Source organism: Streptomyces panacea, assembly GCF_040560175.1.
Classification (GTDB): domain Bacteria; phylum Actinomycetota; class Actinomycetes; order Streptomycetales; family Streptomycetaceae; genus Streptomyces; species Streptomyces panacea.
Window position 1 is genome coordinate 24,132 of sequence record NZ_JARJHW010000021.1, and the last position, 24,190, is coordinate 48,321.

Sequence of the window (24,190 nt, forward strand, 5' to 3'; positions counted from 1 at the left end):
GCGTGGCCTCCCTGAAAATTTCCGCGTCCCGGTCCACCATCGGCCCATGAGCACGACGATTCGCATCGCACAGCGGCCCGAGGCCGACGAACTCCTCGGCCGCAGCCCGCTGGCCGCGCTGGTCGGCATGCTGCTGGACCAGCAGGTGCCCATGGAGTGGGCCTTCTCGGGGCCGTACACCATCGCCGTACGCATGGGGGGTGACGATCTGGACGCGCACGCGATCGCCGCGTACGACCCCGAGGCCTTCGCCGCGCTGCTCTCGGAGAAGCCCGCCGTGCACCGCTACCCGGGATCCATGGCCAAGCGCGTGCAGCAGCTCTGCCAGTTCCTGGTCGCGCAGTACGGCGGCGACGCCGCCGGGGTGTGGCGAGGTGCCGCCACCGGCGCCGAACTGCTCAAGCGGCTGACCGAACTCCCCGGCTACGGCAAGCAGAAGTCGCAGATCTTCCTCGCGCTGCTCGGCAAGCAGTACGGCGTACGGCCCGAGGGCTGGCGCGCGGCGGCCGGCGCGTACGGCGACGAGGGCTCGTACCGCTCGGCGGCGGACATCACGGGGCCCGAGACCCTGGCCAGGGTCCGCGCGCACAAGCAGGAGGCCAAGCGCGCCGCCAAGGCGGCGAAGGCGTCGGAGAGCTGAACGGACGCCGACGGGGCGCCCGGCGGAAGCAGATGACTTGTGGCACATCTGTTCCCTACAACGCCCCAGGTCGCTAACTTTCGGTAGCTCACTTCACACAGCTCCCGCTCGTCCGCACTCGTTCGCATCGGAAGGACCCCTGTGAACGCAACGTCCCGCAGACTCATGGCCGTCGCAGCCGCCACCGCGCTCGCCGCCCCGCTTCTGCTGTCCGCATCCTCCGCCTCCGCGCACAACAGGCCCGACCCGGCGAGGGACGCGGCGAAGCTCTCCAAGAAGCTCGTCAAGGAGGCGTCCGGCAAGGACGCGTACAAGCACCTGAAGAAGTTCCAAGACATCGCCGACTCCGCCGGCGGCCACCGCGCCGCGGGCTCGCTCGGCCACGACGCCTCCGGCGCGTACGTGTTCGGCCTCCTCAAGAAGGCCGGCTACAACGTCTCGTACGACAGCTTCGAGTTCGCGTACATCGAGACGCAGGCCGAGACGCTCAAGGTGACCGCGCCCACGCCGCGCGACTCCGAGATCAAGGCCATGTCGTACACGAAGTCCACGCCCAAGGGCGGTCTTCAGGCCGCCCTCGCCGTCGTACCGGTCGACGCGACCACCGGCTGCGAGGCCGGCGACTACGCCGCCGGTGCCTTCACCGGCAAGATCGCGCTCATCCAGCGCGGCGGCTGCGACTTCGCCACGAAGCAGCAGACGGCGGCCGCCGCGGGCGCGGTCGCCGCGATCGTCTCGAACAACACCGAGGGCGCCCTCAGCGGCACCCTGGGCGACCCGGCGGCGGCCAGGATCCCCACCGGCGGCGTCACCCAGGCCGAGGGCGCGAAGCTCGCCGCCGAGGCCGCGGCCGGGACCGTGACGGTCTCCCTGGACATCCGTCAGCTCCAGGAGAAGCGCACCACCCGCAACGTCATCGCCGAGACCAAGGGCGGCGACGCGGCCAACACCGTGATGCTCGGCTCCCACCTGGACTCCGTCACCGCGGGCCCGGGCATCAACGACAACGCGTCGGGCTCCGCCGGTCTGCTCGAAGTCGCCCTGGATCTCGCCAAGTCGCGCGAGAAGCCCGCCAACAAGGTGCGCTTCGCGTGGTGGTCGGCCGAGGAGCTCGGACTGCTGGGCGCCGAGGACTACGTGACGGGCCTCAGCCCCGAGCAGGCCGCGCAGATCAAGCTCTATCTGAACTTCGACATGATCGCCTCGCCGAACTTCGGCCAGTTCGTGTACGACGGCGACGACTCGGACGGCGTGGGCGCGGGCGCGGGTCCGGAGGGCTCGGCGCAGCTGGAGAAGGGCATCACCGACTTCCTCGACAGCAAGGACTACCCGCACGAGGGCACCGACTTCAGCGGGCGCTCCGACTACGGACCGTTCATCGAGGTCGGCATCCCCTCCGGGGGAACGTTCACCGGCGCCGAGGGCATCAAGACCGACGCGCAGGCGGCGAAGTTCGGTGGCGAGGCCGGGGTCGCGTACGACGCCTGCTACCACGCGGCCTGCGACGACCTGGACAACATCAACAAGGAGGCGTTCGACGTCAACATCGACGTCATCGCCAACGCCGTGGGCCACTACGCCCACGACCTGAGCCCGCTCACCGCGAAGGCCGGCGCACAGGCCGCGGCCAAGACGGAGCGCACCACGGGCGGCGACACCGGCGTCGGCGCGTCGAACGCGCACGACCACGAGCACGAGACGAAGGCCTGACCGGCTGACAGCCACTCATGGCGGGCGCCGGGGGAGCGAGTCCCCCCGGCGCCCGCCGTGCGTCGTGGCTTCGCCGAGCCTCTAAAGGAGGCGATTTCGGCGGCGCGGTCACCGGACGGGGCGGTTCCACTCATACGCCGCTCCTACTTTGAACCATATACATCCTTTTGCACCACCGCGCCATGGCTGCGCCCGGAGGCGCTCGCCCGGTAGGCTTTCCGTGTGATCTTCAAGCGCATCGGTAACGGGCGGCCGTATCCCGACCACGGCCGGGAAAGCACCCGGCAGTGGGCGGATGTAGCGCCGCGCCCGGTCCGCCTCGATCAGCTCGTCACCACCAAGGGCCAACTGGATCTGGAGACGCTGCTCGCCGAGGACTCGACCTTCTACGGAGACCTCTTCGCGCATGTCGTGAAGTGGCAGGGCGACCTCTATCTGGAGGACGGACTGCACCGCGCCGTCCGCGCGGCACTCCAGCAGCGGCAGGTACTGCACGCGCGCGTGCTCGAACTGGATCTGGGCTGACGGTCCCTCGACCGGCCCGGGACTGAGCCTTTCGGGGGCATTCCGGCCTCCAGAGGTCCAACCTATTGATCATTTAGTAGGAATCACTACCCACGCGCACTACGCTGCGCCCATGAGCATGCTCACCCCCCCTGGTCTGGGCGGCAAATATCGCATCACGGGTGGCAAGTACCCCCGCATGCGCCGCCCCCGTAACCGCCGCAGGATCGTGCTCGCGGCCATCGCCGCGGTAGTCGCCCTCGGCCTCGTCGGCTGGGGGACCGTACAGCTCATCGACGTGTTCACGGCGGACGACGGCACGAAGAAGAAGACCACGACCGCCTCGGACCGCAACCGCGAGCCCGGCTGCGAGCCGTCCCCGTCGGCCGTGACCGCCAAGACACTCCCCAAGCCGGCCCAGATCAAGGTCAACGTCTACAACGCGACGCCGCGCGCGGGACTCGCCAAGACCACCGCCGACGAGCTGAAGAAGCGCGGCTTCGTCATCGGCAAGGTCGGCAACGCGCCGGCGGCGTTCGACAAGAAGATCCCCGGCACGGGGATACTGCTCGGCGCCCCGGCCGCGGCGGGCGGGTCCTTCACCGTGCTCGGCGCCCAGCTGGCGGGCGCCAAGCCCCAGCACGACGCCCGGCAGACCAAGGACGTGGACCTGCTGCTCGGCACGGCCTTCAAGACCCTGAACGTGCAGAAGGACGCCGACCGGACCCTGGCCACCCTGGCCAGGGTCACACCCGGCGGCCCCTGCTGACCCGCGCCGTCCTACGGCTCCAGGTCGTGTCTTCAAAGTCCCGCCCGCCCTGCGGGCGGACGGCGCTACCTTGAAGACACGACCTAGTCGACCGTCCCGTACATGCGGTCACCCGCGTCGCCCAGCCCCGGCACGATGTACCCGCGGTCGTTCAGCCGCTCGTCCACCGCCGCCGTGACGACCGTGACCGGCGTGCCCGCCAGCTCGCGCTCCATCACCTCGACACCCTCGGGCGCCGCGAGCAGCACCACGGCGGTCACGTCGTCCGCGCCGCGCTTGATCAGCTCACGGATCGCCGCGACCAGCGTGCCGCCGGTGGCGAGCATCGGGTCCAGGACGTACACCTGCCGCCCCGAGAGGTCCTCGGGCATCCGGCTCGCGTACGTCGACGCCTGAAGCGTCTCCTCGTCACGGATCATCCCGAGGAAACCGACCTCGGCGGTCGGCAGCAGCCGCACCATGCCGTCGAGCATGCCGAGACCGGCCCGGAGGATCGGCACCACGAGAGGCCGCGGGTAGGACAGCCTCACACCCGTGGTCGGCGTCACCGGGGTCTCGATGTCGACCTGCTCGGTGCGCACGTCCCTGGTGGCCTCGTACGCGAGCAGCGTGACCAGCTCGTCGGCGAGGCGTCGGAAGGTAGGGGAGTCGGTGCGCTTGTCGCGCAGCGTGGTGAGTTTGTGCGCGACCAACGGGTGGTCGACGACGTGAATCCGCATGCCTCCACAGTAACCGTGGCCCGCCCGACGGCCCCCGCTGGCATCAATCCCCCGCGCGCAGGGAAGGTGATGGGGCACGCGGACAGGGGTCACAGTCAACCGAGTCGTGGGGTGGTGAGGCGGCGATGCCGGACCGGCAGCGGCGGAATCCGCAGGAGCGCGACGGCGACCGGCCGCCCGGCACCGAGCCGGACGCCACGCCCGGCACCGAGCCCGACGGCGACCCCGACCGCGCCTCCGACGCCGCGCCGGACGCCGCCCCCGACGGGAGCGACGCGGCCCGCCGGCGGCGGCGTGCGCAGTTCCTGCGGGAGTTGAACGAGGCCAAGGCCCTGCGCGAGCGGGTGAAACCTCGGCAGGCCCGCGCGGCCCGGATGCGCCAGCAGATGCGGATGCGGACCTTCCGCTGGTAGTCGCGCGCAGGTCACCCGGCGGCCCTCCGGCCGTCGCGGGACGGCCACTTGGGCATCGGCCGGCGCCCGCCGCACGGCCCTCCGGCACCCCCGCCCCGGCAGGCGTCCACCCCGGTCCAAAAAAATGCCTGCACGACGCAACGGCGGAAGACCTCTCGCAATCGCCGGGTTTCTGCCACGATTCCGAGTAGTGGGCGGGGCAGAGCGCAGCGCACCGCCGAATCGTCACCTCTGACCAGTGGGAGAGTCACGGTGTACTTCGCCGCACTGCTCGCGCGCACCGAAGACGGATGGCAAGCGAGCGACACAGAGCTCGACGACGTGGAAACCTTGTCGGATCTGACCGATCTGGCCCGCGAAGCCTCGGTGGACGAGGACACGGTGCTCGTCTTCATCGAGCAGGAGGACGCCTGGTTCGGCGTGCTCCGCGTGGAGGGCGAGGAGGATCCTCGCATCTACGTCTCGGACGCGGCCATGGCCGCACGCTCCTCGTACGGGGAGATCCTCACGGACGAATTGCTCGGCGGGGACGAAGACGACCTCGCCGACGCCTTGGACACGCTGGACCTCGACGGTACCGAGGACGGCGAGACTGAAGAGCAGGAGGACACGGAGCACTCGGACGGGGGCGCCGGCCCCGCCGACGCGGCCGGACCCGGGGCGGTTCCGGCGGGACCGGCGGGCGACCGCGCGATCCTCGCCGACCTGGGCCTCTCGGAGGCGGAGTTGCTGGCGCTGGAGACCGACGCCATGTCCGAGATCGCGGACGCGCTGGGCGCCTCCGAGGTGCTGGAGACCGCGCGCTAGTGACGGAGCACGACCCGGTGCGTGAGCCGTGGCGGGCGCCGATGCGCCTCGCCCTGGAACAGGCCGCACGCACGGCACCGGCCGGCGATGTGCCGGTCGGCGCCGTCGTGCTGTCCCCGGACGGCTCGGTGCTCTCCGCCGGCCACAACGAACGCGAGCTGACGGGCGACCCCACCGCGCACGCGGAGGTCCTGGCGATCCGCCGGGCGGCGGCGAGCCTCGGCTCCTGGCGACTGACCGGCTGCACCCTCGTGGTGACGCTGGAGCCGTGCACGATGTGCGCGGGCGCGCTCGTACAGTCGCGGGTGGCCCGCGTCGTGTACGGGGCGCTCGACGAGAAGGCGGGCGCGGCGGGCTCGCTCTGGGACGTCGTACGGGACCGCCGTCTCAACCACCGCCCGGAAGTGATCCACGGGGTGCTCGCCGAGGAGTGCTCCGAGCTGCTCACGGCGTTCTTCCGGGACCGCCGGATTATCGATTTCTGAGCAGGGGCCACCTTGGGCTAAGCTCTCTCTCGGTAGCGTGTCCGAGCGGCCGAAGGAGCTCGCCTCGAAAGCGAGTGTGGCGTAACCCGTCACCGTGGGTTCAAATCCCACCGCTACCGCAGATGAGCGAAGGGGCAGACCCATTTGGGGTCTGCCCCTTCGCTGCGTCCCGTCTCAGTTTCCGTCTCAGATGCCGTTAGAGCGACGGCAGGATCAGCGGATCGGCCGGGCGCGCACCAACGTCGTCCGGCAACCACGATTGACGCTGACGATGATTACGGGGCTGCTGCCGACGAGCGCGATCAAAGCCGCCGCCACGTCCCACCTCCCGGCAAGCACGACAACGTAGATCAGCAGGATGAACACACCCGCAGCCCCCGAAAGCTTCAGTGACTCGCCGTTCAGCCAGTCGCTTCCCTGCGAGTACAGCCATCCGGTACGGTCGGGATGAGATGTCATTGAGTGCCTCTTTCGTAGCTGAATGGGCTTGCATGACGTCATGGCGGAGGGACCCTCAGTCGATAGCTGCCAGGCCTGATTGAGGAGCCCTCCCGTCGAACTGACGGACCATGAGGCTGCGCCAAGCATAGCCGTTCGGACGGGTTCCCACAGAGCCGAACCACTACATCTAGTGGTTCAGGACCCGTTATCCCCCAACATGTTGTGGTGAACGTGATTTCACGTCGCCTTCCATGAGCGGCTGTGACCAGGGCTTTCCGGCCGCTTTCGTCCTCACCACGAGCGTCAGACGTCCGACGCAGCACCGAGATGATGTCGTGCCAACGCACGGCGTGTCGTGGCGCCTTCCCGGGCGTGTCTGCTGTTCGAGCGCCGCATATGGGCGTCAAAACTCAGGGACGTGGACGCTGCTCCCAGAGCAGCGCATCAACCTGCCCAGCCACGCTTGTACGGACGGTGTCGACCATGTGTTGATACCGAGCGGCCATGGCGGTGGAGGACCAGCCCATGAGCCCCATGACGGCCCGCTCCGAAACTCCCAGGATCAGAAGGACCGTCGCGGCCGTATGCCGAGCATCATGCAGCCTGCCGTCCCGTACCTTGGCGTCTCGCAACAGCTCCTTCCAGTCGTCGTAGTCGGTACGGGGTGACGTACCCCGGCCGGTCTCGGTGGCGAACAGCCATCCTTCCTCGGTCCATCGGTCACCGGCCGCTGCCCTCTCGGTCTCCTGCCTCTTCCTGTGGCTCTTCAACAGCTCCACGAGTTGGAGCGGAAGACCCACCGCGCGTCGCCCCGCGCGGGATTTCGTGTCAGCCGTCTCTGGGTTGGTGCGTTGCCGCTGCGGGCAGTACCCGGCCTTGCGTCCGCAGGACGATCCGCTGTTGGCACAGCCGTGGGCGTACTGCGGCCGGCGCCTGCTACGCCGGACCATGAGGACTCCCCTGCGCAAGTCCACGTCAGTCCACTTGAGACCGAGGGCTTCCCCTTGCCGTAGTCCGAGGGCGAGCGCCACGGCCCAACGAGCCGAGTTGCGCCGATCGTCAGCAACTCGCAGCAGGCGTTGAACCTCTTCGACCGTGAAGGGCTCGATCTCCTCTTCTCGTACACGGGGCGCCTTAGCCAGCCGTACCGGGTTCTGCCCTAGGTACCCCCGCCGTACGGCTTCGTTCAGCGCGGTCCGGAAAGTGCGGTGCACCTGATGCGCCGTGCCCGCCTTGCTGCCAGCCGCCATCATTCGGCCGTATAGGTGCTCGATGTGCTCCGGCTTGAGCTGGTCCAACTTGTGCGCGCCGAGACCAGGGATCAGGTGCTTCCGCACTGCGACCCCGTACCCGACCATCGTGTTCTCGTTGACTCCGAGCGGTGCGATGTTCTCCACCCAGTGCGTGAGCCACATGGCAACCGTCCACGGCCGACCAGGCTTACGGAGCACCTTCGCATCACGCTGCTGTTCAAGTTCCTTGACGGCCTTGGTGACCTCCGCGCGGGTCTTGCGTTCGACATGACGCCGGTCCGGCTTCCCGTCGTCGCGGATGCCGACTGTGACGCGGCCGTGCCACTTGCCGTCTTTGCCGAGGTAGATCGAGGATCGGCCGTTGGGCTGGCGGGTGCGCTTCTTCTTCTCTTCCATGGATCTGGCCTCTCAGGCGGCAGTAGCCGCGTGGGTGTTTGCGGCCCGGAGACGGGTTACGCAGTCCTGTATTGCGTCGGCGGGGACCCTCCGCAGACGGCCAAGGGGGATGGATTCGAGCTGTCCGGAGCGGATGAGGCTGTAGCAGAGGGTCCGGCCGATGCCGAGACGTCGGGCTGCCTCTTCCACGGTCAGGAGGGCAAGGGTCTGGTCGTAGTCGGTGAGCGCGGTGGCGCTCTCAGCGGTGTTCAAGGGCTCGCTCCTCTGCGAGTCGCCCACAGAAACCACGAAATACGCAGAAAGGCGGGACGGGCGTTCTGAGCTGGGAGAACACCGGTCTGGGCACGGTGGGGCGGGCCACCACAGAAAGCGCGGGAAGTCCCACAGAAATAGGCGGACCCCGGTGGGACTCGTATTTGTGTGGTGGTTCTGCGGGTTTCTGTGGCAGCCGCCTGCCTGCCGCCCTTGGCCGTGTTCGGGCAGGTCAGGGGCGGGGCGGGGTCATTTCTGTGATTCTGCGGTTTCTGTGGCGGGAGTCAGACGGCTGGTTCGCTCAGCTCGGGGTGGATGAGGTAGCGCGGGGACGGCGGCCGGCCGCGCCCACCGGTCCGGATCACGGGCTGTGCGCGGATGTATCCGTGGTCTTCCAGCAGGTTCAGTGCAGGGTCGAGATCGGCCACGGTGGGGAACTCGGAGCGGGAGAGCTTCGTCATGACCTCGCGCTTGCTGACCTCGGTCCACTCGCTGGCGCGCAGCAGGTCGTAGACGATGCGGGCGCGGTTGGCGGTGTGGTCGGCGCCCATGAGGTCGAAGACCGCGAGGGCGTGGCCGGTGAAGTAGTCCGAGAGCTTCACCGCGTCCCGCATGGTCTCGCCCGTGATGGGCTTGGTGTGGCCGTTGCTGGTGTGCGTGGCAAGGTGCAGCAGCCCGGCGAGGCGGCAGGTTGTGCCGCCGAGTTTCGCGGCCCAGTTCCCGACGTGTCCCAAGTCCCCGCCGCGCTTGCGTAGCCGCGGTTCCTGCCGCCGCTCATACGCCACCAACTCCTCATTGGCTTCGGGTGAGAGCTGGAGAACGGCGGGGTCGGTCCAGTCCGCGAGGGACATCGTCAGGTCGATGACGCGTTCCTCGTAGGTGTCGGCCACTTCGTCCGGGATGGTGTCGGGCAGGATCTTGCGGTGCCCCACGAGCGAGACGGGCAGCGAGTACAGGAAGCGGGCCAACAGGCCCCGGTCCCCTGCCCCCTTGATGCGGCCAATGTCTTCCAGTACCGACGGCTGGACCGTCAGGCCCATGGTCAACGCCGGGGATTCGATGAACTCCTCACGCCCGCGCCGGTCGATGCGCAGCCGGTCACCTGCCTGGCCCCTCAGGAAGACCTCCATGTTCGGGGTGCCCGAGTAGCGCCCGGCGATGATGTCGAAGATGCCGCCCTCAGCCGACATGACGGCAAGCCTGCCGCCCTGTTCGGCCAGGAGTGAGGCGATGACTTCCGGGGTGGCGTCGTCGGCCAGCAGCCGGGGCTTGGCGGGCACCGTGAGCGATTCGGCGGTCTGCGCCAGACCGATGGCCTCGGCCACGAGCGCTTCGCGCTTGTCGGCTTCCGCACGGGCCGCTTTGGTGGCCGCGTTCTCCGCCACCTCCTTGGCGAGCTTGGCCGTGATCTCCGCCTCGATGATGGCGCCGGCCGATGCGGCGGCCAGCAGCGCCTCCGACTTGTAGAGCGGGTTCGTCATCAGGGAGAACACGGCCGACTTCCGGTTGCCCGGCGGCAGTGCGACGACGACAAACGCGTTCGTCGGCTCGCGCCAGCGGCCCCGGACATGCACCACCGCCCGGCCACCGGCGGCGGTCGACAGCACCGCCAACGCGAGCGAGGCGGCCATGTCGACCGGCGTCTGTGTCTCCTCAGCGACCGCGCGCACGAAGTCCCCCAGCCACTCGGGAAAGACCTCGGTAGGGAAGGCAGGAAGCTCACGCCGTGCCGTGAGCGGGATCGGCTCCTCCCACGGCGCGGCGGCTGCCTGCTGCGCGTCCAAAGCCTCGAATCCGGCCCAGAGTTCCGAGCTGTCCACGGGCTTTGTGCTCATGCCGCGCTCCCCAGCCCCAGGCCGTTCGCGACAGCGCGGGCCGCGTACGGCTCGGGGACACCGACCGAGACAGCGGCGCTGATGATCTGCGAACCGAGGGTGTCCAGTCCGCAGGGGCCGGGGCACTGCGCGTGCTGCCGGGCGAGGAACTGCGCGACGCCGAATGCCTGCGATCCGGCGCCCGACTCGCTGCGGGCGCGGATCAGGGCCGTGCCCCGTTCGAGGCCGGTGCGTACGTAGCGCTCGGTGTGACGGCATCCGGTGGCCACCGAGGCGTCCCAAGTGGCGCGCTCCGGGGATGAAGAGACCACCTCCCCTCGGACGGGGGTGGTGTCTTCACTCGACACCAGCGCGACGACGGCAGACGGCAGAGGTGCCATCGTGCCTGTGCCTGGACCGAGCCAACGGGCGTACTGCATACGGGACTTGATGTCCACTTCAGGACGTACCGCGTTGGCGGACCGCATGGCACCGAGGTAGATCCAGTGCTCGCCACGAGTGGTGGGCACGGTCCGGCTGGGCGGCAGACTCTCCCGCGCCCATGCCACGGCCTGCGCGTTGTCGAGGTCCACGACGGTCAGCCCGGCACCGCCAGGGTGGTAGGCGACCGCTCGCGCCTCACGCCACGCCGTCCCCCACGGCAGGGAGGTCAGTACGGTGGTGTCGGTGGTCGCGGCGGCCCAGCCGTGGCACGGAGCGGGGCAGGCGCACCCACCGGCGCTCTTCATATGCGGGCGCCCGCCACAGGCACCACCGGCGCACGTCGGGCAGTTCCCGAACGGCAGCTTCCCCGCGCGCAGTGGAAGGACCGGCACCCCGGCCGTGGCGAGTTCCAGGGCCATTCTTAGGTGGGCCCCGGCGGGTGTCGTGCTGCGGGGCAGCGCGGTCTTGCAGTCAGGTGTCATGCTGGGGGTTCTCCTGTTTCTGCGAAGGGACGGAGAGCCGGGGCGGTCGCGGTCTTGTGGTGAGAGGCGACCGCCCCGGGCGTGTCTACTGCGGGCTCTGTGCGGAACGGCGGATGAGACTCGCGACGACGGCGACGGTCGACCAGTCCCATCCGGCGAGCCAGTCCACGATCCGGGCGTCGTACGTGCCGAGTTCGACCCCGGCCGCTTCGAGTTCCGCGAGCAGTGCGGCGCGCTGCCCGGCGGCATCCACGAAGCCGAACGGCGCACGCTGGATGGGACCGTCCGAGACCGGTTCGGGCGCCCTCATGACGTGCCGGTTCCTGTGCCCGGAAGCTCCGGAAGTCCGGCCCGCTTGACAGCGGCGGGGAGTTCGGGCAGTCCGGCGTCGGTGAGGGCGTGGGGGTTGAAGCCGGGGAGGGTGGCGCGGGTGATGAGCGCGGTGGCGAGTTGTTCGGCGTAGGCGGCACCGGCGCGGGCGCTCTCGATCTGGGCCCCGGCGCGCAGGGCTTCGACGCGTTCCACGTGTGCGTGCTCGGTCTGCCGCATGGTCGTGCCGCGGTGGTAGGCGACGGTGTCGCGGCGGTCGGTGCGCCAGTGGCGGGCGGCGATGCCGTACGCCACGGCGGTGGCGACCGCCCACAGCAGGACGGGCAGGGACCAGCCGTCGGCGTATCCGGCGACCCCAGCGAGTGCGAGGCTGCCTGAGGTGGCGAACGCGGTCCCGGCGAGCACGCCGTCACCGGATCGGCCGGCGGACGCGAACGCCCCGGCGGTGGCGGCCCCGGCGGTCAGCGCGACCATCAACGCGGCGTTGCCGGTGGAGTGTTCGGCGCCGTTGGCGTTCCAGATGCGTCCGAGGATGAGCACGGTGGAAGTGGCCACCACGGGCGCCACCTTGGGTGCGGCGTGGGCGAGCCAGTGCCGTTGGACGAGTGGTTCGTTCATCGGGTGCCTGCCTCTCTACACGTCGGGTATGGCGTCGACTACGGCGCGGGTGAGTTCGTTGATGGGCTCGGCGGCGCCGGTGGAGGCGAGGTAGAAGCCGAACATGACGGCGATGAACGCGGCGCCGTAGCCGAGGGTGTTGGAGCGGAGCAGGAAGAACAGGACGAGGCCGAACAGGAAGACGAGGGAGACGGTCAGAGCCACGAGGGGGCTCCCTTCGGGTCGTGGGTCAGCGAGTGCCGTTGTGGTGGATGCGGGCGGCGCGGTGGTAGATCCAGCGGCCGACGCGTATGCGTTTGCCGGTGGCCTTGCAGCGGCGGCAGTCCTTGCCGCGCTTGGGGCGGCCCTTGCGGTCCGTCTTCATGGCGTGGCCGAAGCCACGGCACTTGCGGCAGTTGCCGAACGGCGAGACCGCACACGTCCCGATGTAACACAGTGTGACGGCGAGCAGGCAAGTGATAGCAAGGAGAGTGGGGGTCATCAGTGGCCCTCCGGGCAGGTTTCAGGGGTTTCCGCAGGTGGGCCGCTATGTGCTAGCGGCCTGATCACGGGTGGTTTGGGGCGCTAGCGGGGGCGCTAACGTTAGCGACGGGTGCCGCTAGCGTTAGCGCCCCCGGACGGTCAGCCCGCGTCCCGGTTTCCGTCACGCTCCGCAATCGCGGTCGTGAGGTGGGCACGCTCGATCCCGCGCCGGTTGACGACCTTGCCCTCTACGCGGCGCCCGACCTGGATGGTGCCGATGGTGTGGGGCTTGAGCGCGGCGGCGAGCCCCTCGGGGTCCCACCCGCCGTAGACGTCCGGCCTCAGTTCGGCGAGCCGGGCGACGACCGTCTCGGACCACACCTTGGGCTCGGTAGCCGGGACGACGGCGAGGATGTCCCGCAGCAGGTCATACGCTGCGGACTCTGCGGCTTCGAACGCTTCCCCGAGCGCGTGCCCAGTGAGCGTGCCGGCCGTCTCGCGCAGCTTGCGGGCGCGCATGCCGATCGTCTCGGCTGCCGGGGCGTCGACGTAGACGGAGGACACGATCCGGGCATCGGCGCCTTCACCCACGAAGTAGTGGATGCCCTTGTCCTTCCAGGAGAACATCGTGGCCCGGATACCCCGCTTGTACGACGAGGTGCCCAGGACCATGTCGTTCTCCAACTGGCCCATGACCTTCAGGCAGAACCGGGCGGACGCGTTCGCGCTGATCCCGGTCGGCAGCGCCTTGGCGTCCGGGCGCTGCGTCGCCAGCAGCAGCACGATCCCGGTGGCGGGGCCGCGCTTGACCAGGTCGGTGCAGATCTCTTCGAACTCCCCGCCGTGCTTGGGGTGTTCGAACCACACCTGGCACTCATCCACACCCACGACGATCGGGTGCAACCCGAGCCCCGGCTTGCTCGCCAGCTCGGACGTCACCTTGGACTCCGGGCAGATGTCACGCGGCAACGAGCGGATCATCTTCGCCCGCCTGCGCAGCTCGGCACGCAGTTCCCGCAGGTCAGCCAGGGCGTATTCGATGTCCTCGTCATCGTCCCCGGCACGGTGGCGGTGCGAGACACGCTCGCCCACGGGGTCCAGGTCGCCGGTGCCCTTCAGGTCGTAGGTGTGCAGCTCAGCGCGCACATCCAACGCCGCAATGAGGAGCAGCAACCGGAGAAGGAACGTCTTGCCCATGCGGGGGATCGCGCCGATGACGGCGGCGATGTACATGAGGGTGATCTCCACCCAGCGTCCGCGCTGGTCGGTGCCGAACGCGACCGGCTTGAACAGGTCCACGCTGCCGCCCTTGGCCAGCGGCCACGCGGGCTTCTTCGCGGTCGACATGTCCTGATCCCCCACCCACATGACCAGGCGGCCGGTGTGTTCTTCGGGGACCGCTTCGGGCCACACGCACCCGAGCGGGCGGCGCAGACCGGACGCGAGCTTGTCGCGCTTGTCGATCACGTCCGTCACCGTGACGCCGTAGGGGAGGTCACCCTCCGCACGCCAGCCGGGCCCGTCCCTGGTGATGGGCGCGGTGAAGGTGAAGCCGTCACGGCCCTTGCCCTGCGCCTGGTTGATCGCCGGGATACCCAGCGCCCCCAGCGCACGGAGCACGATGTCCGACGTGAGCTTGGGCGACTTGGGCAGTTCCACCGCGCGGGAGACGACCGGTGCGTCCGCGCGTGTGCCGGCCGCCCCGAGAGCGAGCACCAGCGCGCCGACCGACAGGAGTTGCAGCCACCCCGGAGCCAGCACGTAGATCGCGAGCGCGGCGCCCATGCCAACGAACAGCGCCAGCGTCGCCACCAGCGTCCGCAGGCGCACACGGCCGTCGCGCTGCCGGGACAGCTTCAGGTACTCGGCAGCATCCTCCCGCCGGACCGAAGCCAGTCGGACCGGCTCACCCTCACGGTCGGCCACCCACCGCATCGAACCGCCCACGAACTTCGCGGCGCCGACCGGCGACTGAAGCGCCAACCTGCCCGCGTAGTAAGGCGAGCGGAGCGCGTGATACCCGGCAAGGTGCCCGTAGTGCCCGGCCGCCCAACGGGCCGCCGTCTTCAGCTCAGCGGCCGACCGGAGCCACGGCGGGACCACGTCCCGACGCTTCGCACCCATCAGCCGACCGAGATAACCCGGGCCGACCGGCGCCGGACCGTCCACCAACTCCGGTCGGGTCGGGTCACCCGACCCGGTACCCGACTCGTCATCCGACCGACCCGCGTTGAGGTCGGCCGACCGGTCGGCCGACTCGGTACGGGCCGACCGAGCCTTGTCGAGGTCGACCACATCCGCCCCCGAGTCGCCCGACCGGCCGACCGTCGGGTCGGGGGTCATGTCGGCTTCCAGTCGGTTGAACAACTCGTTCTCATCCTCGTGATTCACTGAATGTCCTCCCCGGACACATCGGGTGGGAAGGGGTCCGGACGGCGCTTGGTAGGCCCACCGTCCGGACCCCTGCTGGTGTGTGCTGCGTGCCCCGGGCCGGATTCGATCCGGCGCCCTCACGGCAGGAATGCCGGGGCGGTGCGTTCTACTTCGGCCGGGTGGTGCGGAAGTCCGTGTCGGTGGCGCCCTCGGCCCGCGCGGCGTTGACGGAGTCGCGGGCGGCCTGCATCGCACTCGCGGCCTCGGTGCTGTTCTGGCCGTAGCTGTTGATGACCGTGGTCGCGGTGGATACGGCGTTCACCGCTGCCTGTGTTGCCTCGCTCTTGTGTCCGAACATGGGTGACTCCTGTGTCTGGTGAAGGGGGTGTTCAAGCGGCGCGCTGATCAGTTGGGGTAGGCGCACGGGACGCACATGCCGAGCGAGGTCGGGATGCAGTACCCGGCGTCGGTGCGGCAGTTGGGGCAGGTACGGCGGGCGAGCATTGCCTTGGCGAGCGCGGCGGCACGGCCCGGCGTCATCGGGCGTACGGGCTTGGCGCGGTCGATGCGGTAGAGGTAGGCGACGGACACACCGGCCTTGCGGCGGCGCGAGCGGCGCATCACCTGTGCGGCGACCGGCTGGCCGCCGGGGCGCAGACCGCGCGCCCGCAGTTGGCGCCGGGTGGCGTATCCGTCCGGGGCGTACTTCCAGGGGAACGTCGGTATGCCGTGGCGGGCGCCGGTCGGGTCGTAGCACTTGCCGAACGCGTACGACATCAGGCAGCCATCCCCACGTCCGGCGTGCCAGTGCGGGCGCCGCGCCGTCCGGAACGACGGCCGGTGAGGGTGGCGAACAGGCTGCCGATACCAGCCCGGCGCACCCCGGCGCGGCCCTGTTTGGCCGTGTACATCGCCTCATCCGCCCGGCGCAGCAGGTCCGGCAGTTCCTCGCCGGGATGGTCCACGGCGCGGACCCACCCGAGCGAAACCGTCGTACGAACCGCCGGGTCAAGCCCGTCCGCCGGGCAGGCGAGCACACCGTGCAGTACGGCGAGCAGGTCGCCCACGGTGCCGTGCTTGTCGATGACGACGGCGGCGAACTCATCGCCCCCGAGCCGTCCCGCGACGCCGGCCGTGCCTACGTAGTGGGCCAGCCGATCGGCTGTCGCCTTCAGTAGCGCGTCCCCGGCGGCGTGGCCGTGGGTGTCGTTGATGTGCTTGAACCGGTCCACGTCCGCGAGCACCACCACCGCGCGCGGGTCCTTCAGCAGGACACGGGCGCGGCGGGTGAAGCCGTCGCGGGTGCGGAGACCGGTGAGCGGGTCACGGCGTGCCGTGCGAAGACGCGACCGCAGCAACCACGCGTGCACCGACCAACCGGCCACGACCGGGCCGGATGCGGCGAGAGCGGTTAACAGGGTGCTCATGCCGCCACCGCCCCGGAACCCTCGCCGTCGTCGTGCTCGGTGGTCGGCTCGGTGTCGACGGTGTGCAGCGGGCGGTTGGTCCGCTCCGTCTTCAGGGTGTCGCGCAGGGTGCGGGCGTTGGCCTGCGAGACGCGCAGCGCGGCCCGGATACGGTCCGCGGTAAGTTCCGCGTCCGTCCAACCGTCCGTGGCCTTGCGCGCTTCGGCCAGGATCTCGTCCGGGGTCCGCTTGGCCTTCCCCGCGCTTGTCCGGCGGCGGGGCCGGGATGCCTTCGCCTTGGGCTCGGGCTCGGTGGTGGTCTCCGGGGCGGGTACGGGCTCGGGCTCCGAGTCGGCCGGCGGGATGCCGGTGGCGTCGAGTTCCCCGAGCTTGAGCAGCACGCGCTGACGCCGAGGCGTCTTCCAGCGCCACTTACGGCCGTGCGCTTCACGCAGGTCCGCGCGGGCCAACTGGCGTTCCCGCTCACGGGCCAGTGCGTCGCTGTAGGAGGTGATCTCCCACAGCGTCATCCGGCGCCACAGCGCGAACGTGGACGGGAACGCGAGCAGCCACCGCGAGGCGCGGATCTTGTCCATGCGCCGGCCGGTGACGGCGCCGATCCTTACGGCGTAGACGTGCGCGCCGATCTCGGAAAACACCACCCACAACAGCGGCATCGTGCCGTGCGCGACCTTCGCCCACATCCCGTGTCCTGCCGAGACGTTGAGCCCGCAGGTCACCAGGGTCAGAATCCAGGGCACGAACCGCACCCACGACAACGCCATGTCCATACGGATGAGCAGCAGATTGGCCACCGTGAAGACGGGGATGGCCAGGTCGATACCGACCGGCAGCATCCACGGCTCGCTGAATCCCCACCGTGCCGCCGCTTCCGACACCGCGTCGAACGAGGAGATCAGTCCCAGGGCGCCGACCCCGGCAGCGGCGAACGCGCCGACCCCGGCCAGGCCCATCTCGGGGCGCGTGAGCGGGGGCACTGTCGCCGCGCTCATGCCGCTGCCTCCATGCCGGTGGAGCGGCGGGCGGCGCGCAGGAACGGCACGGTGCGGGTGAGCGCGTCGGCGTACAGCGCGTCCCACGCGGCGACCTCGTCGCCGTCCTCGCCCTGCCGGGCCATGTCCTTGATGGCCTCGCGGGCGACGTCCAGACGTGCCGCACGGTCGCCGGGCGACTCGGGGGCCAGCGGGCCCCGGAACAGCTCGCGGTCGATGCCCAGCGGCAGCTCGTCGAAGCCGAGCGCAAGCTCTTCGAACTCGCCCTGGTTCAGGGCCTGGTGATGGCCGATGTACGTACGCATGGTGGGTCTCTCCTGAAAGTGCGAAGGGAGCCGGGGCGGCCTCGGTCCGTGGTGAGAGGCAGCCGCCCCGGCGGGCAAAGAGGTGGTCGGTTCTCTTCTACGCACGGCGCCGCTCGCTCCGGGGAGATCCGAAATCCCGGACGTCTGGGGTGGCGGCAACAAGGTGTGCCGTGCGGTTCTTTAGAGCCGATGGCGTGTCCCCCATCTGGGGTGTAGGCCCCGGTTGTGACATCGGGTCCGTTCTCGATCGGCTGGTCTCCACTCGCCCCGGTCGGTGCAGTCACGGCCGTCAAAACACGGTGGATCACGCTATGGAGTTGTTGAACGACTACCGCTTGCTCCATGAGGAACATGTAGTACGTGTTCCTCATCATGCAGAGTGAGGTTCGCTCCGTCAAGCCCTTCGGTCGTTTGGTGTTCCGCGAGTCCCTCGCTCCGATGTACCTACAGACTGGAGCCCGCGGCCCAGACGATCGACTCCGCACCTGTACGACTCCAAGACGACTTCGCTACGGTGAAGTCGTCCCAAGTCGTCCCAGCGGGGGAGAACGCGACATGGCAAACGAGAAGCTTCGAGGCGCGATCGTCAAGAGCGGCATGACGCTCGATCAAGTAGCGGCGAGCCTTGGAGTATCGGCCAAGACCGTAGAGCGCTGGATCAACGACCCGGACCGCAAGCCCTACCGCCGATTCCAATACGCCACGGCATCGCTTTTGCAATGCGAGGTGTCGTACCTGTGGCAGGAGGAACGCACCTCAGCGGAGGTGACCGAGACCGGAAACGCCGAGCTGATCAGGCTCTACCCGCACCGATCCGTGGTTCCAAACCGCTTGTGGCCGCAGCTCTATGCGCAGGCAACTCGGCACTTCGACGTTCTCGTCTACTCGGGGTTCTGGCTCACCGAAGACGCAGCGTTCCGTCGAGTCGTGAAGGAGAAAGCGGCGGCCGGCGTGCCGGTCCGCTTCATGCTCGGCGAACCGAACTGCCCGGCTGTCGCAGCACGCGGTGCCGACGAGGGGATCGGGTCCGCCATGGCGAGCAAGATTCGAAACGCCCTGCTCAACTACGGCTCACTGTTCGGACTGCCGGGCGTCGAGTTCCGCCTCCACAGCACCACTCTCTACAACTCGATCTACCGCGCTGATGACGAGATGCTGGCGAATGGCCACCTGTACGGAGTGGGCGCCTACATGGCTCCGGTCCTGCACATCCAGCGCGTGCCAGGCGGCGAACTCTTCGACGCATACGCCGAAAGCGTCGAACGGGTCTGGGACAGCGCCCGTCCAATCTCAACGCCCGACGACATCGGAGACCAGCACACATGACCCGCATCGACCACTACAACGACCCGGCAGCACCACAGGCCAACTCCGTTGTCCCTTCGGTCACAGCAGTCGTCTGCGACGATGCCGGACGACTGCTGCTCATCCACAAGACGGACAACGGTCTGTGGGCACTGCCCGGCGGTGGCCACGACATCGGCGAGCGCGTCGGCGACACCGTTGTTCGGGAAGTGGCCGAGGAAACCGGGATTGACGTCAAGGTGGACGCCATCGTGGGCATCTACACCAACCCGCATCACGTCATCGCATATGACGATGGCGAGGTGCGACAGCAGTTCTCGATCTGCTTCCGCGCCCACCCGACCGGCGGTGCGCTGCGGACGAGCAGCGAATCCAAAGAGGTCCGCTGGATTGATCCAGCGGACCTCGACAGCCTCGACATCCATCCGTCCATGCGGCTCCGCATCGAGCATGGGCTGGACGGATCGCGCCATGAACCCTACATCGGTTGATCTCCAGTAGACGCTTCGGCCAGGCGGCCCTCGACCCGTTCCGAGGCTGCGTAGATCTCGGGTGCCGCTCGCTGGATGAAGCGGCCGACGATCGTGTCGGGTCCGTACCTCTGGACGATCTCACCCAGCCGTTCGGCCGGCGTTGTGTGCGTCCCGTCCGGCGTGGTCGTCATGTCGCAGAACAGCAGTGCGTCAACAAGGTCAGGGCGCTCTAGCTCGAACTCGCTCTCCAGTTCGTGCCTGAGTCCTCGCTCTTCAGCTTCCAAGACAGCGCACGAGTGATGTGCAACGAGGCGCACCACCCGTTCGTCCGCCCCTTCTTGGTCTCGGAGGAACCGGGCCCCGTCAAGCGGATGAAACCCTGTAGCCGCGATGCTGGGCGAGTAGCCGATGTCATGAAGCACCGCGGCTGCCTCAAGCAGTTCCGCATCGCCGCTCAGGATCGGCCCCAGGGAACGGGCGCGCTTGGCCACCCCAAGGGAGTGCGCCCACCGGCGCGGCAACGGATCGGACAGCAGCGATTCGGAGAGCGAGTAAGCCCACTGATTCAGTCCCATGACGGCCAAGGCTACGGCCGGTCCGTGGGCACCGGGAGGGCGCGTACAGTGCGCCCCTTGCCGTGAACCGTGGCGAGCAAGCCGCTTCCCTCCATCTGGGCAAGGCCACGCCTTACCGCCGTACGGGACGCTCCGAAGCGCTCGCAGAGCTTCGCCTCAGACGGGTAGTCGTCCCCGACTGTCAGTGAGTCCTCTTCGATGATGGCGGTCATGCGCTCAACGAGGCTGCGCTTGTCACCTCCCCGAGCGACGCGCCGCCCGACGCCGGGAGCGGTTTCGATCACGCCCTCCGCCTCCAAGGCTTGAAGAGCGCGTCGGATCGTATTCCGCGCGACTCCATGACTGGCCACCAGTTCCGCCTCAGATGGCAGGCCATCGGCGTACTCCCCCGCCTCGACTTCCTGCCGCAGCCTGTCTGCGATGACCAGGTACGTTCCCCGAGGGCTGGCCTGCTGTGACACCCGCTCTCCCTCCGTTGGCGCCATTGCCGGACGTGCGCCCGCCAATCTCTTGGCCGCCAATCATTGGCTGCCAATGGGCTCAAGCCTCGCACGTCTAGTCGTCTCAGTTCCCGTCTCATTCATCTCCGTCCAGCGACGTTCATGCGCGTTCGCGGCCCGGCGGTCAATAGCGTCCCAGCGGCCAGCCGAACGGGGATGAACGGCCGCGTACGCACCTCTGACCAGCAGGAACAGACCTCGAAAGCGAGTGTGGCGTAACCCGTCACCGTGGGTTCAAATCCCACCGCTACCGCTCTTACGACGAAGAGGCGGACCTCACGGGGTCCGCCTCTTCGCGTTGCCATGGGCGCGGCTCGCTGAGCGGCCCAGCGTGTGACCCCGGCGTGCGGCCCGGCGTGCGGCGGCGGTTCAGCGCAGGTGGGCGATGACCTTCGCGAAGTCCGTCATGTGGTCCTCGCGGACGGAGAAGTAGCTCAGGCCGTACGTCTCCCGGTAGCGGTGCAGCGTCTCGGCGATCCGCGGCACCGGGCCCGCCAGCAGGTTGGGGAGGCGCAGGACCTGGTCCTCGGTCAGGTTCGGGGCCCTTCGGCGGACCGGGGTCAGGGCCTCGGCGGTGACCGTCGTGATCACCGCCGCCACGAACAGGTTCAGCTCCAGGGAGCCGAAGCGCGCGCCCGCCTCGGCGCGGACATGGGCGACCCGGTCAGCGAGGACCCGCTGCGGGTCCGCCCCCGGCGGGGTCGTCAGTGCCATGACCGGGAAGCCGACGATGTCCGCCTCGCGGGCCGCCAGCCGCAGCGCGCGGTCGCCGAGGCCGGCCAGCAGCAGTGGTGGGGCGGGGCTCCGGCGGACCTTGGGCGGCTGGTCCGGGGTCGCGAACATGCGGTGCAGTTCGGCGACGGTGTGCGCCAGGTTGTCGACGCGTTCCGCGGGGGCGGGGTACGGCAGCTCCGCCGTACGGAACTCGGCCTCCACGTGTCCCGCGCCGAGGCCGACCTCCAGCCTGCCGTCGGTGAGCAGATCGGTGTCCGCGATGTCCCTGGCCAGCAGCGCGGGCCGGTAGAAGCCCGTGTTGAGGACGAGCGTGCCGAGCCGGAGGGTGGTGGTCGCGTCGGCGGCCGAGACCAGGGCGGGGAACGGGGCCGGCGCGCCGAGGTGGTCGGGGACCTGGAGGACGTCGTAGCCCAGATCCTCGGCCTGCCGGGCCTTGGCCTGCCAGGCGGAGCGCGATCCGATGGCCGGCACGCTGACGCCGAAACGGAACGGCCGGGTGGGCATGGGCTTCCTCCCGATGACGACAATGTCCCCGGAAGAGTACTTCGTCAGCTTTTCGCGGCGGTGGCCGCGACGCGAGCGGGGCCCGGCCTCTTCGGAACGAGGCCGGGCCCTGCTCTCCGGTCGCCTACTCCCCTACGGGAAGTTCACGATGTTCGACGGGACCGTCGACGTACCCGACGTCGGCGCTCCGGTGCTGTTGATCACGTGGTTGTACTGGCCCATGCCGCCGAGCGAGACGACCAGGATGTTGTGGAACTTCACCCCTGGCTTCACCGGCGCCTGGAAGCCGTGCTCCTGACGGATGTTCGGGTCGGACGTGTAGTTGCAGTAGCTGCCCATCGCCCAGCCCTCATGGGTGACGACGGAGTCGTCCACCTTGTAGCCGGCGTAGCCCTGGACGCTGCCGTTCTGGATGGCGGCCTGGTTCGGGGCGTCGTACGCCTTCTCGTTCTGGAAGAAGATCGTCCGCCCCCGCTCACCGCTCCACCGCACGTCGTACTTGTTGAAGTGTTCGACGAACAGACCCGTCGCGAGGACGTCGTCGCCGTTCACCTGGAGGCCGTAGTCGGCGCGGTTGGTCTCCCAGCCGACACCGTCACCGTGGTCGGCCCGCCAGATCCAGGTGTGGTCGATGATCGCGTCGTCGCTGTTGACGACCATGCTGGTGGTGGCCTTGCCGGGACCCGCGCCGCCGATGCGGATGAAGACGTCCTGGACGGTCGTCGGGTTGGCGGAGTGGTCGGCCGACGCGTTCTGCGGGCCGACCTCCAGCAGGGTCGGGGAGTTGACCGGTCCGGCGTCGATCAGGAAGCCGGCCAGCTTCACGCCGTCCACGTCGGCGACCTTCATCGCCGTCACCCCGTTGTCCGGGATGATCGTGGCGTAGCCGAGGCCGAGGACCACGGTGTTCGCCCGGTTGACGTTGATGGACTGGTCGACGTGGTAGATGCCCGGGGTGAAGAGCAGGTGCAGGCCCTGGGCGAGCGCCGCGTTGATCGTGGCCGCCGAGGCGCCCGGCTTGACCACGTAGAACTGGTCGAGCGGCAGGGACTCACCCTGGGGGGTGCCGTTCCAGGAGACGCCGCGCGCGTTGGTGCGCTTGGCCGGCACGAAGACCTTGTACGTGTTGCCGTCCAGGTAGAGGAACGGCTTCTCGCGGGAGGTCGGGGTGTTGTTCAGCGTGGTGTACGGCGGGTTCGGGAAGGACTGCGCGGGCGCGCCCTCGACCCCGGAGAACGCCATGTTCCAGACGCCGTTGCCCCAGCCGCCGATGGCGCTGTCGCGGGTGTACCACTGCTGCTGGGAGTAGGGCGTGATCTGGCCGTCGACCTTGCTGTCGGCGATGTAGCCGCCGCTGGCCCAGCCGTATCCGTTCGGCGCGAGGTTGAGCCCGCCCTTGACGTGCATACGGCGGAACGGGGCCGCCTGCGCGACCGCCCAGCGGTTGCTGCCGCTGACCGGGTTGAGCGCGAGGTTCTCGGCCGAACGCCAGAAGTTCTGGGTCGCGTTGCCGTTGAACCAGCCGGCGTCGACCGTCACGTCACCGTTGATGTTCGTGTCGTCGGGCTTGAGGCCCAGACCGGAGATGGAGGTGTAGAAGCCGAGTTGGGCGTTGAGGTTGTTGTACGTGCCCGGCTTGAACAGCAGTTGGTAGCGGCCCGTGCCGAACTGGGCCTTCTCCTGCTGCGCGAAGATCTGGTCGAGCGTGCCCTGGATGTTGGGCGTCGAGGGGTCGAAGACCTTGACGTTGGGGCCGAGGTCACCGCCGCCCTGGATCGGGCCGCCGGGGCCGCCGCTCTCGCCGTACACCTGGAACTCCCAGAGGGAGTAGCCGTACTGGGTGGCGCGGGTGGTGCCGGTCAGCTTCACGTAGCGGGCGGTGCCGGAGACGTTCAGCGTCTCGTTGCCACCGGGGCTCGTGGTGGTGGAGTACGCGCTCGTCCAGCTGGTGCCGTTGGTGGAGAGCTCGATCTTGTACGCCTTGGCGTACGCGGTCTCCCAGCGCAGCACGACCTGGCTGACCGCGACCGAGGAGCCGAGGTCGATCTGGATCCACTGCGGGTCGGCGGCGGCGCTCGACCAGCGGGTGCCGTTGTCGCCGTCGACGGCGGCGCCGGCGGGGGTGCCGCCGTTCTCCGTGCTGGAGACCGTCACCGGCTTGCCCTGGGAGATCAGGGTCGGTGCGGCGCTCGCGGCGGTGGTGGTGGGGATGAGCATCAGCAGGGAGGCGACCAGGGTGGCGGCGATGGACGCGGCTATCCCGCGGCGGCGCACCGACGCGGGTCTCCGGAACACCGGAAGAACGGACAGCGGAGCGTGCATGGGCAGGTCTCCTGAAGTCTCGGACGACGAAGGGGAGTTCGGGACGCGCAGCGGAGAGATCCCGGCGGAAATCCGGAGAGCGCTCTCTCGTTACGGCAGATGGTTCTCCCGTGTTTCGTACACGTCAAGAGTTGTGCACG

29 protein-coding genes and 1 tRNA gene are annotated in these 24,190 nt (G+C 69.1%); 10 read left to right on the forward strand and 20 right to left on the reverse strand.

What is annotated here, in order from left to right:
* Positions 1 to 46 precede the first annotated feature (46 nt).
* The 4 genes from P3L51_RS07955 (at position 47) to P3L51_RS07970 (ending at position 3,623) form a co-directional block, all read left to right on the forward strand.
* A complete protein-coding gene (locus P3L51_RS07955; RefSeq protein WP_354604374.1) occupies positions 47 to 640 on the forward strand; it encodes an HhH-GPD-type base excision DNA repair protein in 594 nt (197 codons plus the stop codon).
* A gap of 165 nt (positions 641 to 805) precedes the next feature.
* Positions 806 to 2,350: a M28 family metallopeptidase gene (locus tag P3L51_RS07960; protein ID WP_354604414.1), complete on the forward strand. Its 1,545-nt coding sequence runs from the start codon at positions 806 to 808 to the stop codon at positions 2,348 to 2,350.
* A 222-nt stretch (positions 2,351 to 2,572) separates the two neighbouring features.
* Positions 2,573 to 2,875 (forward strand): type II toxin-antitoxin system VapB family antitoxin, encoded by a 303-nt coding sequence (locus P3L51_RS07965; RefSeq protein WP_023540426.1) that lies wholly within the window; start codon positions 2,573 to 2,575, stop codon positions 2,873 to 2,875.
* A 112-nt stretch (positions 2,876 to 2,987) separates the two neighbouring features.
* Entirely contained in the window at positions 2,988 to 3,623 is a 636-nt protein-coding gene (locus tag P3L51_RS07970) for a LytR C-terminal domain-containing protein (protein ID WP_354604375.1), read from the forward strand.
* 83 nt (positions 3,624 to 3,706) lie between these two features.
* On the opposite strand, the gene upp is transcribed toward P3L51_RS07970, so the two are convergent.
* Positions 3,707 to 4,342 carry a uracil phosphoribosyltransferase gene (upp, locus tag P3L51_RS07975; RefSeq protein ID WP_354604376.1) on the reverse strand — a complete coding sequence of 212 codons (636 nt, stop codon included), beginning with the start codon at positions 4,340 to 4,342 and terminating at the stop codon, positions 3,707 to 3,709.
* Positions 4,343 to 4,467: 125 nt separating this feature from the next.
* On the opposite strand from upp, the gene P3L51_RS07980 reads away from it, so the two are divergent.
* The 4 genes from P3L51_RS07980 (at position 4,468) to P3L51_RS07995 (ending at position 6,166) form a co-directional block, all read left to right on the forward strand.
* On the forward strand, positions 4,468 to 4,755 hold the full coding sequence (locus P3L51_RS07980) for a hypothetical protein (protein ID WP_354604377.1): 288 nt from the start codon (positions 4,468 to 4,470) through the stop codon (positions 4,753 to 4,755).
* Positions 4,756 to 5,007: 252 nt separating this feature from the next.
* A complete protein-coding gene (locus tag P3L51_RS07985; protein WP_354604378.1) occupies positions 5,008 to 5,562 on the forward strand; it encodes a tRNA adenosine deaminase-associated protein in 555 nt (184 codons plus the stop codon).
* 41 nt (positions 5,563 to 5,603) lie between these two features.
* Positions 5,604 to 6,047, forward strand: coding sequence for a tRNA adenosine(34) deaminase TadA (tadA, locus tag P3L51_RS07990; protein ID WP_354604415.1), 444 nt, complete (start codon positions 5,604 to 5,606; stop codon positions 6,045 to 6,047).
* Between the two features lie 31 nt (positions 6,048 to 6,078).
* Positions 6,079 to 6,166: transfer RNA gene (locus tag P3L51_RS07995), tRNA-Ser, on the forward strand.
* Positions 6,167 to 6,260: 94 nt separating this feature from the next.
* On the opposite strand, the gene P3L51_RS08000 is transcribed toward P3L51_RS07995, so the two are convergent.
* The 15 genes from P3L51_RS08000 to P3L51_RS08070 form a co-directional block, all read right to left on the reverse strand.
* Positions 6,261 to 6,506 (reverse strand): hypothetical protein, encoded by a 246-nt coding sequence (locus P3L51_RS08000; protein ID WP_354604379.1) that lies wholly within the window; start codon positions 6,504 to 6,506, stop codon positions 6,261 to 6,263.
* Between the two features lie 392 nt (positions 6,507 to 6,898).
* On the reverse strand, positions 6,899 to 8,137 hold the full coding sequence (locus P3L51_RS08005; RefSeq protein WP_354604380.1) for a tyrosine-type recombinase/integrase: 1,239 nt from the start codon (positions 8,135 to 8,137) through the stop codon (positions 6,899 to 6,901).
* Between the two features lie 12 nt (positions 8,138 to 8,149).
* Entirely contained in the window at positions 8,150 to 8,389 is a 240-nt protein-coding gene (locus P3L51_RS08010) for an excisionase family DNA-binding protein (RefSeq protein ID WP_354604381.1), read from the reverse strand.
* 284 nt (positions 8,390 to 8,673) lie between these two features.
* Positions 8,674 to 10,224, reverse strand: coding sequence for a YfjI family protein (locus P3L51_RS08015; RefSeq protein ID WP_354604382.1), 1,551 nt, complete (start codon positions 10,222 to 10,224; stop codon positions 8,674 to 8,676).
* A complete protein-coding gene (locus P3L51_RS08020; protein ID WP_435594404.1) occupies positions 10,221 to 11,129 on the reverse strand; it encodes a bifunctional DNA primase/polymerase in 909 nt (302 codons plus the stop codon). Before P3L51_RS08020 ends, P3L51_RS08015 begins: the two co-directional genes overlap by 4 nt.
* Before the next feature lie 85 nt (positions 11,130 to 11,214).
* Positions 11,215 to 11,439 carry a hypothetical protein gene (locus P3L51_RS08025; protein ID WP_354604384.1) on the reverse strand — a complete coding sequence of 75 codons (225 nt, stop codon included), beginning with the start codon at positions 11,437 to 11,439 and terminating at the stop codon, positions 11,215 to 11,217.
* Positions 11,436 to 12,077: a hypothetical protein gene (locus P3L51_RS08030; protein WP_354604385.1), complete on the reverse strand. Its 642-nt coding sequence runs from the start codon at positions 12,075 to 12,077 to the stop codon at positions 11,436 to 11,438. Before P3L51_RS08030 ends, P3L51_RS08025 begins: the two co-directional genes overlap by 4 nt.
* 15 nt (positions 12,078 to 12,092) lie before the next feature.
* Positions 12,093 to 12,281, reverse strand: coding sequence for a hypothetical protein (locus P3L51_RS08035; protein ID WP_354604386.1), 189 nt, complete (start codon positions 12,279 to 12,281; stop codon positions 12,093 to 12,095).
* Between the two features lie 25 nt (positions 12,282 to 12,306).
* Positions 12,307 to 12,558 (reverse strand): hypothetical protein, encoded by a 252-nt coding sequence (locus P3L51_RS08040; protein WP_354604387.1) that lies wholly within the window; start codon positions 12,556 to 12,558, stop codon positions 12,307 to 12,309.
* Positions 12,559 to 12,698: 140 nt separating this feature from the next.
* A complete protein-coding gene (locus P3L51_RS08045) occupies positions 12,699 to 14,930 on the reverse strand; it encodes a cell division protein FtsK (protein WP_354604388.1) in 2,232 nt (743 codons plus the stop codon).
* A 148-nt stretch (positions 14,931 to 15,078) separates the two neighbouring features.
* Positions 15,079 to 15,270, reverse strand: a complete 192-nt coding sequence (locus P3L51_RS08050) for a hypothetical protein (protein ID WP_354604389.1) — start codon at positions 15,268 to 15,270, stop codon at positions 15,079 to 15,081.
* 47 nt (positions 15,271 to 15,317) lie between these two features.
* Positions 15,318 to 15,689 (reverse strand): RRQRL motif-containing zinc-binding protein, encoded by a 372-nt coding sequence (locus P3L51_RS08055; RefSeq protein ID WP_354604390.1) that lies wholly within the window; start codon positions 15,687 to 15,689, stop codon positions 15,318 to 15,320.
* A complete protein-coding gene (locus tag P3L51_RS08060) occupies positions 15,689 to 16,339 on the reverse strand; it encodes a GGDEF domain-containing protein (RefSeq protein WP_354604391.1) in 651 nt (216 codons plus the stop codon). The genes P3L51_RS08055 and P3L51_RS08060 overlap by 1 nt, the downstream gene beginning before the upstream one ends.
* Entirely contained in the window at positions 16,336 to 17,331 is a 996-nt protein-coding gene (locus tag P3L51_RS08065) for a DUF2637 domain-containing protein (protein WP_354604392.1), read from the reverse strand. Before P3L51_RS08065 ends, P3L51_RS08060 begins: the two co-directional genes overlap by 4 nt.
* A complete protein-coding gene (locus P3L51_RS08070; RefSeq protein ID WP_354604393.1) occupies positions 17,328 to 17,636 on the reverse strand; it encodes a hypothetical protein in 309 nt (102 codons plus the stop codon). Before P3L51_RS08070 ends, P3L51_RS08065 begins: the two co-directional genes overlap by 4 nt.
* 555 nt (positions 17,637 to 18,191) lie before the next feature.
* On the opposite strand from P3L51_RS08070, the gene P3L51_RS08075 reads away from it, so the two are divergent.
* The gene (locus P3L51_RS08075) at positions 18,192 to 18,962 is read left to right on the forward strand and encodes a helix-turn-helix domain-containing protein (protein WP_354604394.1); all 771 of its coding nucleotides are present in this window, start codon (positions 18,192 to 18,194) and stop codon (positions 18,960 to 18,962) included.
* Positions 18,959 to 19,432, forward strand: a complete 474-nt coding sequence (locus P3L51_RS08080) for an NUDIX domain-containing protein (RefSeq protein ID WP_354604395.1) — start codon at positions 18,959 to 18,961, stop codon at positions 19,430 to 19,432. Before P3L51_RS08075 ends, P3L51_RS08080 begins: the two co-directional genes overlap by 4 nt.
* Here P3L51_RS08080 and P3L51_RS08085 read toward each other — a convergent pair.
* From P3L51_RS08085 to P3L51_RS08100, 4 genes are all read right to left on the reverse strand, one after another.
* Positions 19,420 to 19,989, reverse strand: coding sequence for an HD domain-containing protein (locus P3L51_RS08085; RefSeq protein ID WP_354604396.1), 570 nt, complete (start codon positions 19,987 to 19,989; stop codon positions 19,420 to 19,422). The genes P3L51_RS08080 and P3L51_RS08085 overlap by 13 nt on opposite strands.
* An 11-nt stretch (positions 19,990 to 20,000) precedes the next feature.
* Entirely contained in the window at positions 20,001 to 20,450 is a 450-nt protein-coding gene (locus P3L51_RS08090) for a GntR family transcriptional regulator (protein WP_354604397.1), read from the reverse strand.
* 408 nt (positions 20,451 to 20,858) lie between these two features.
* Positions 20,859 to 21,728 (reverse strand): TIGR03621 family F420-dependent LLM class oxidoreductase, encoded by an 870-nt coding sequence (locus P3L51_RS08095; RefSeq protein WP_354604398.1) that lies wholly within the window; start codon positions 21,726 to 21,728, stop codon positions 20,859 to 20,861.
* Between the two features lie 132 nt (positions 21,729 to 21,860).
* A complete protein-coding gene (locus P3L51_RS08100) occupies positions 21,861 to 24,050 on the reverse strand; it encodes a pectate lyase-like domain-containing protein (protein ID WP_494338538.1) in 2,190 nt (729 codons plus the stop codon).
* Between the last annotated feature and the right edge of the window lie 140 nt (positions 24,051 to 24,190).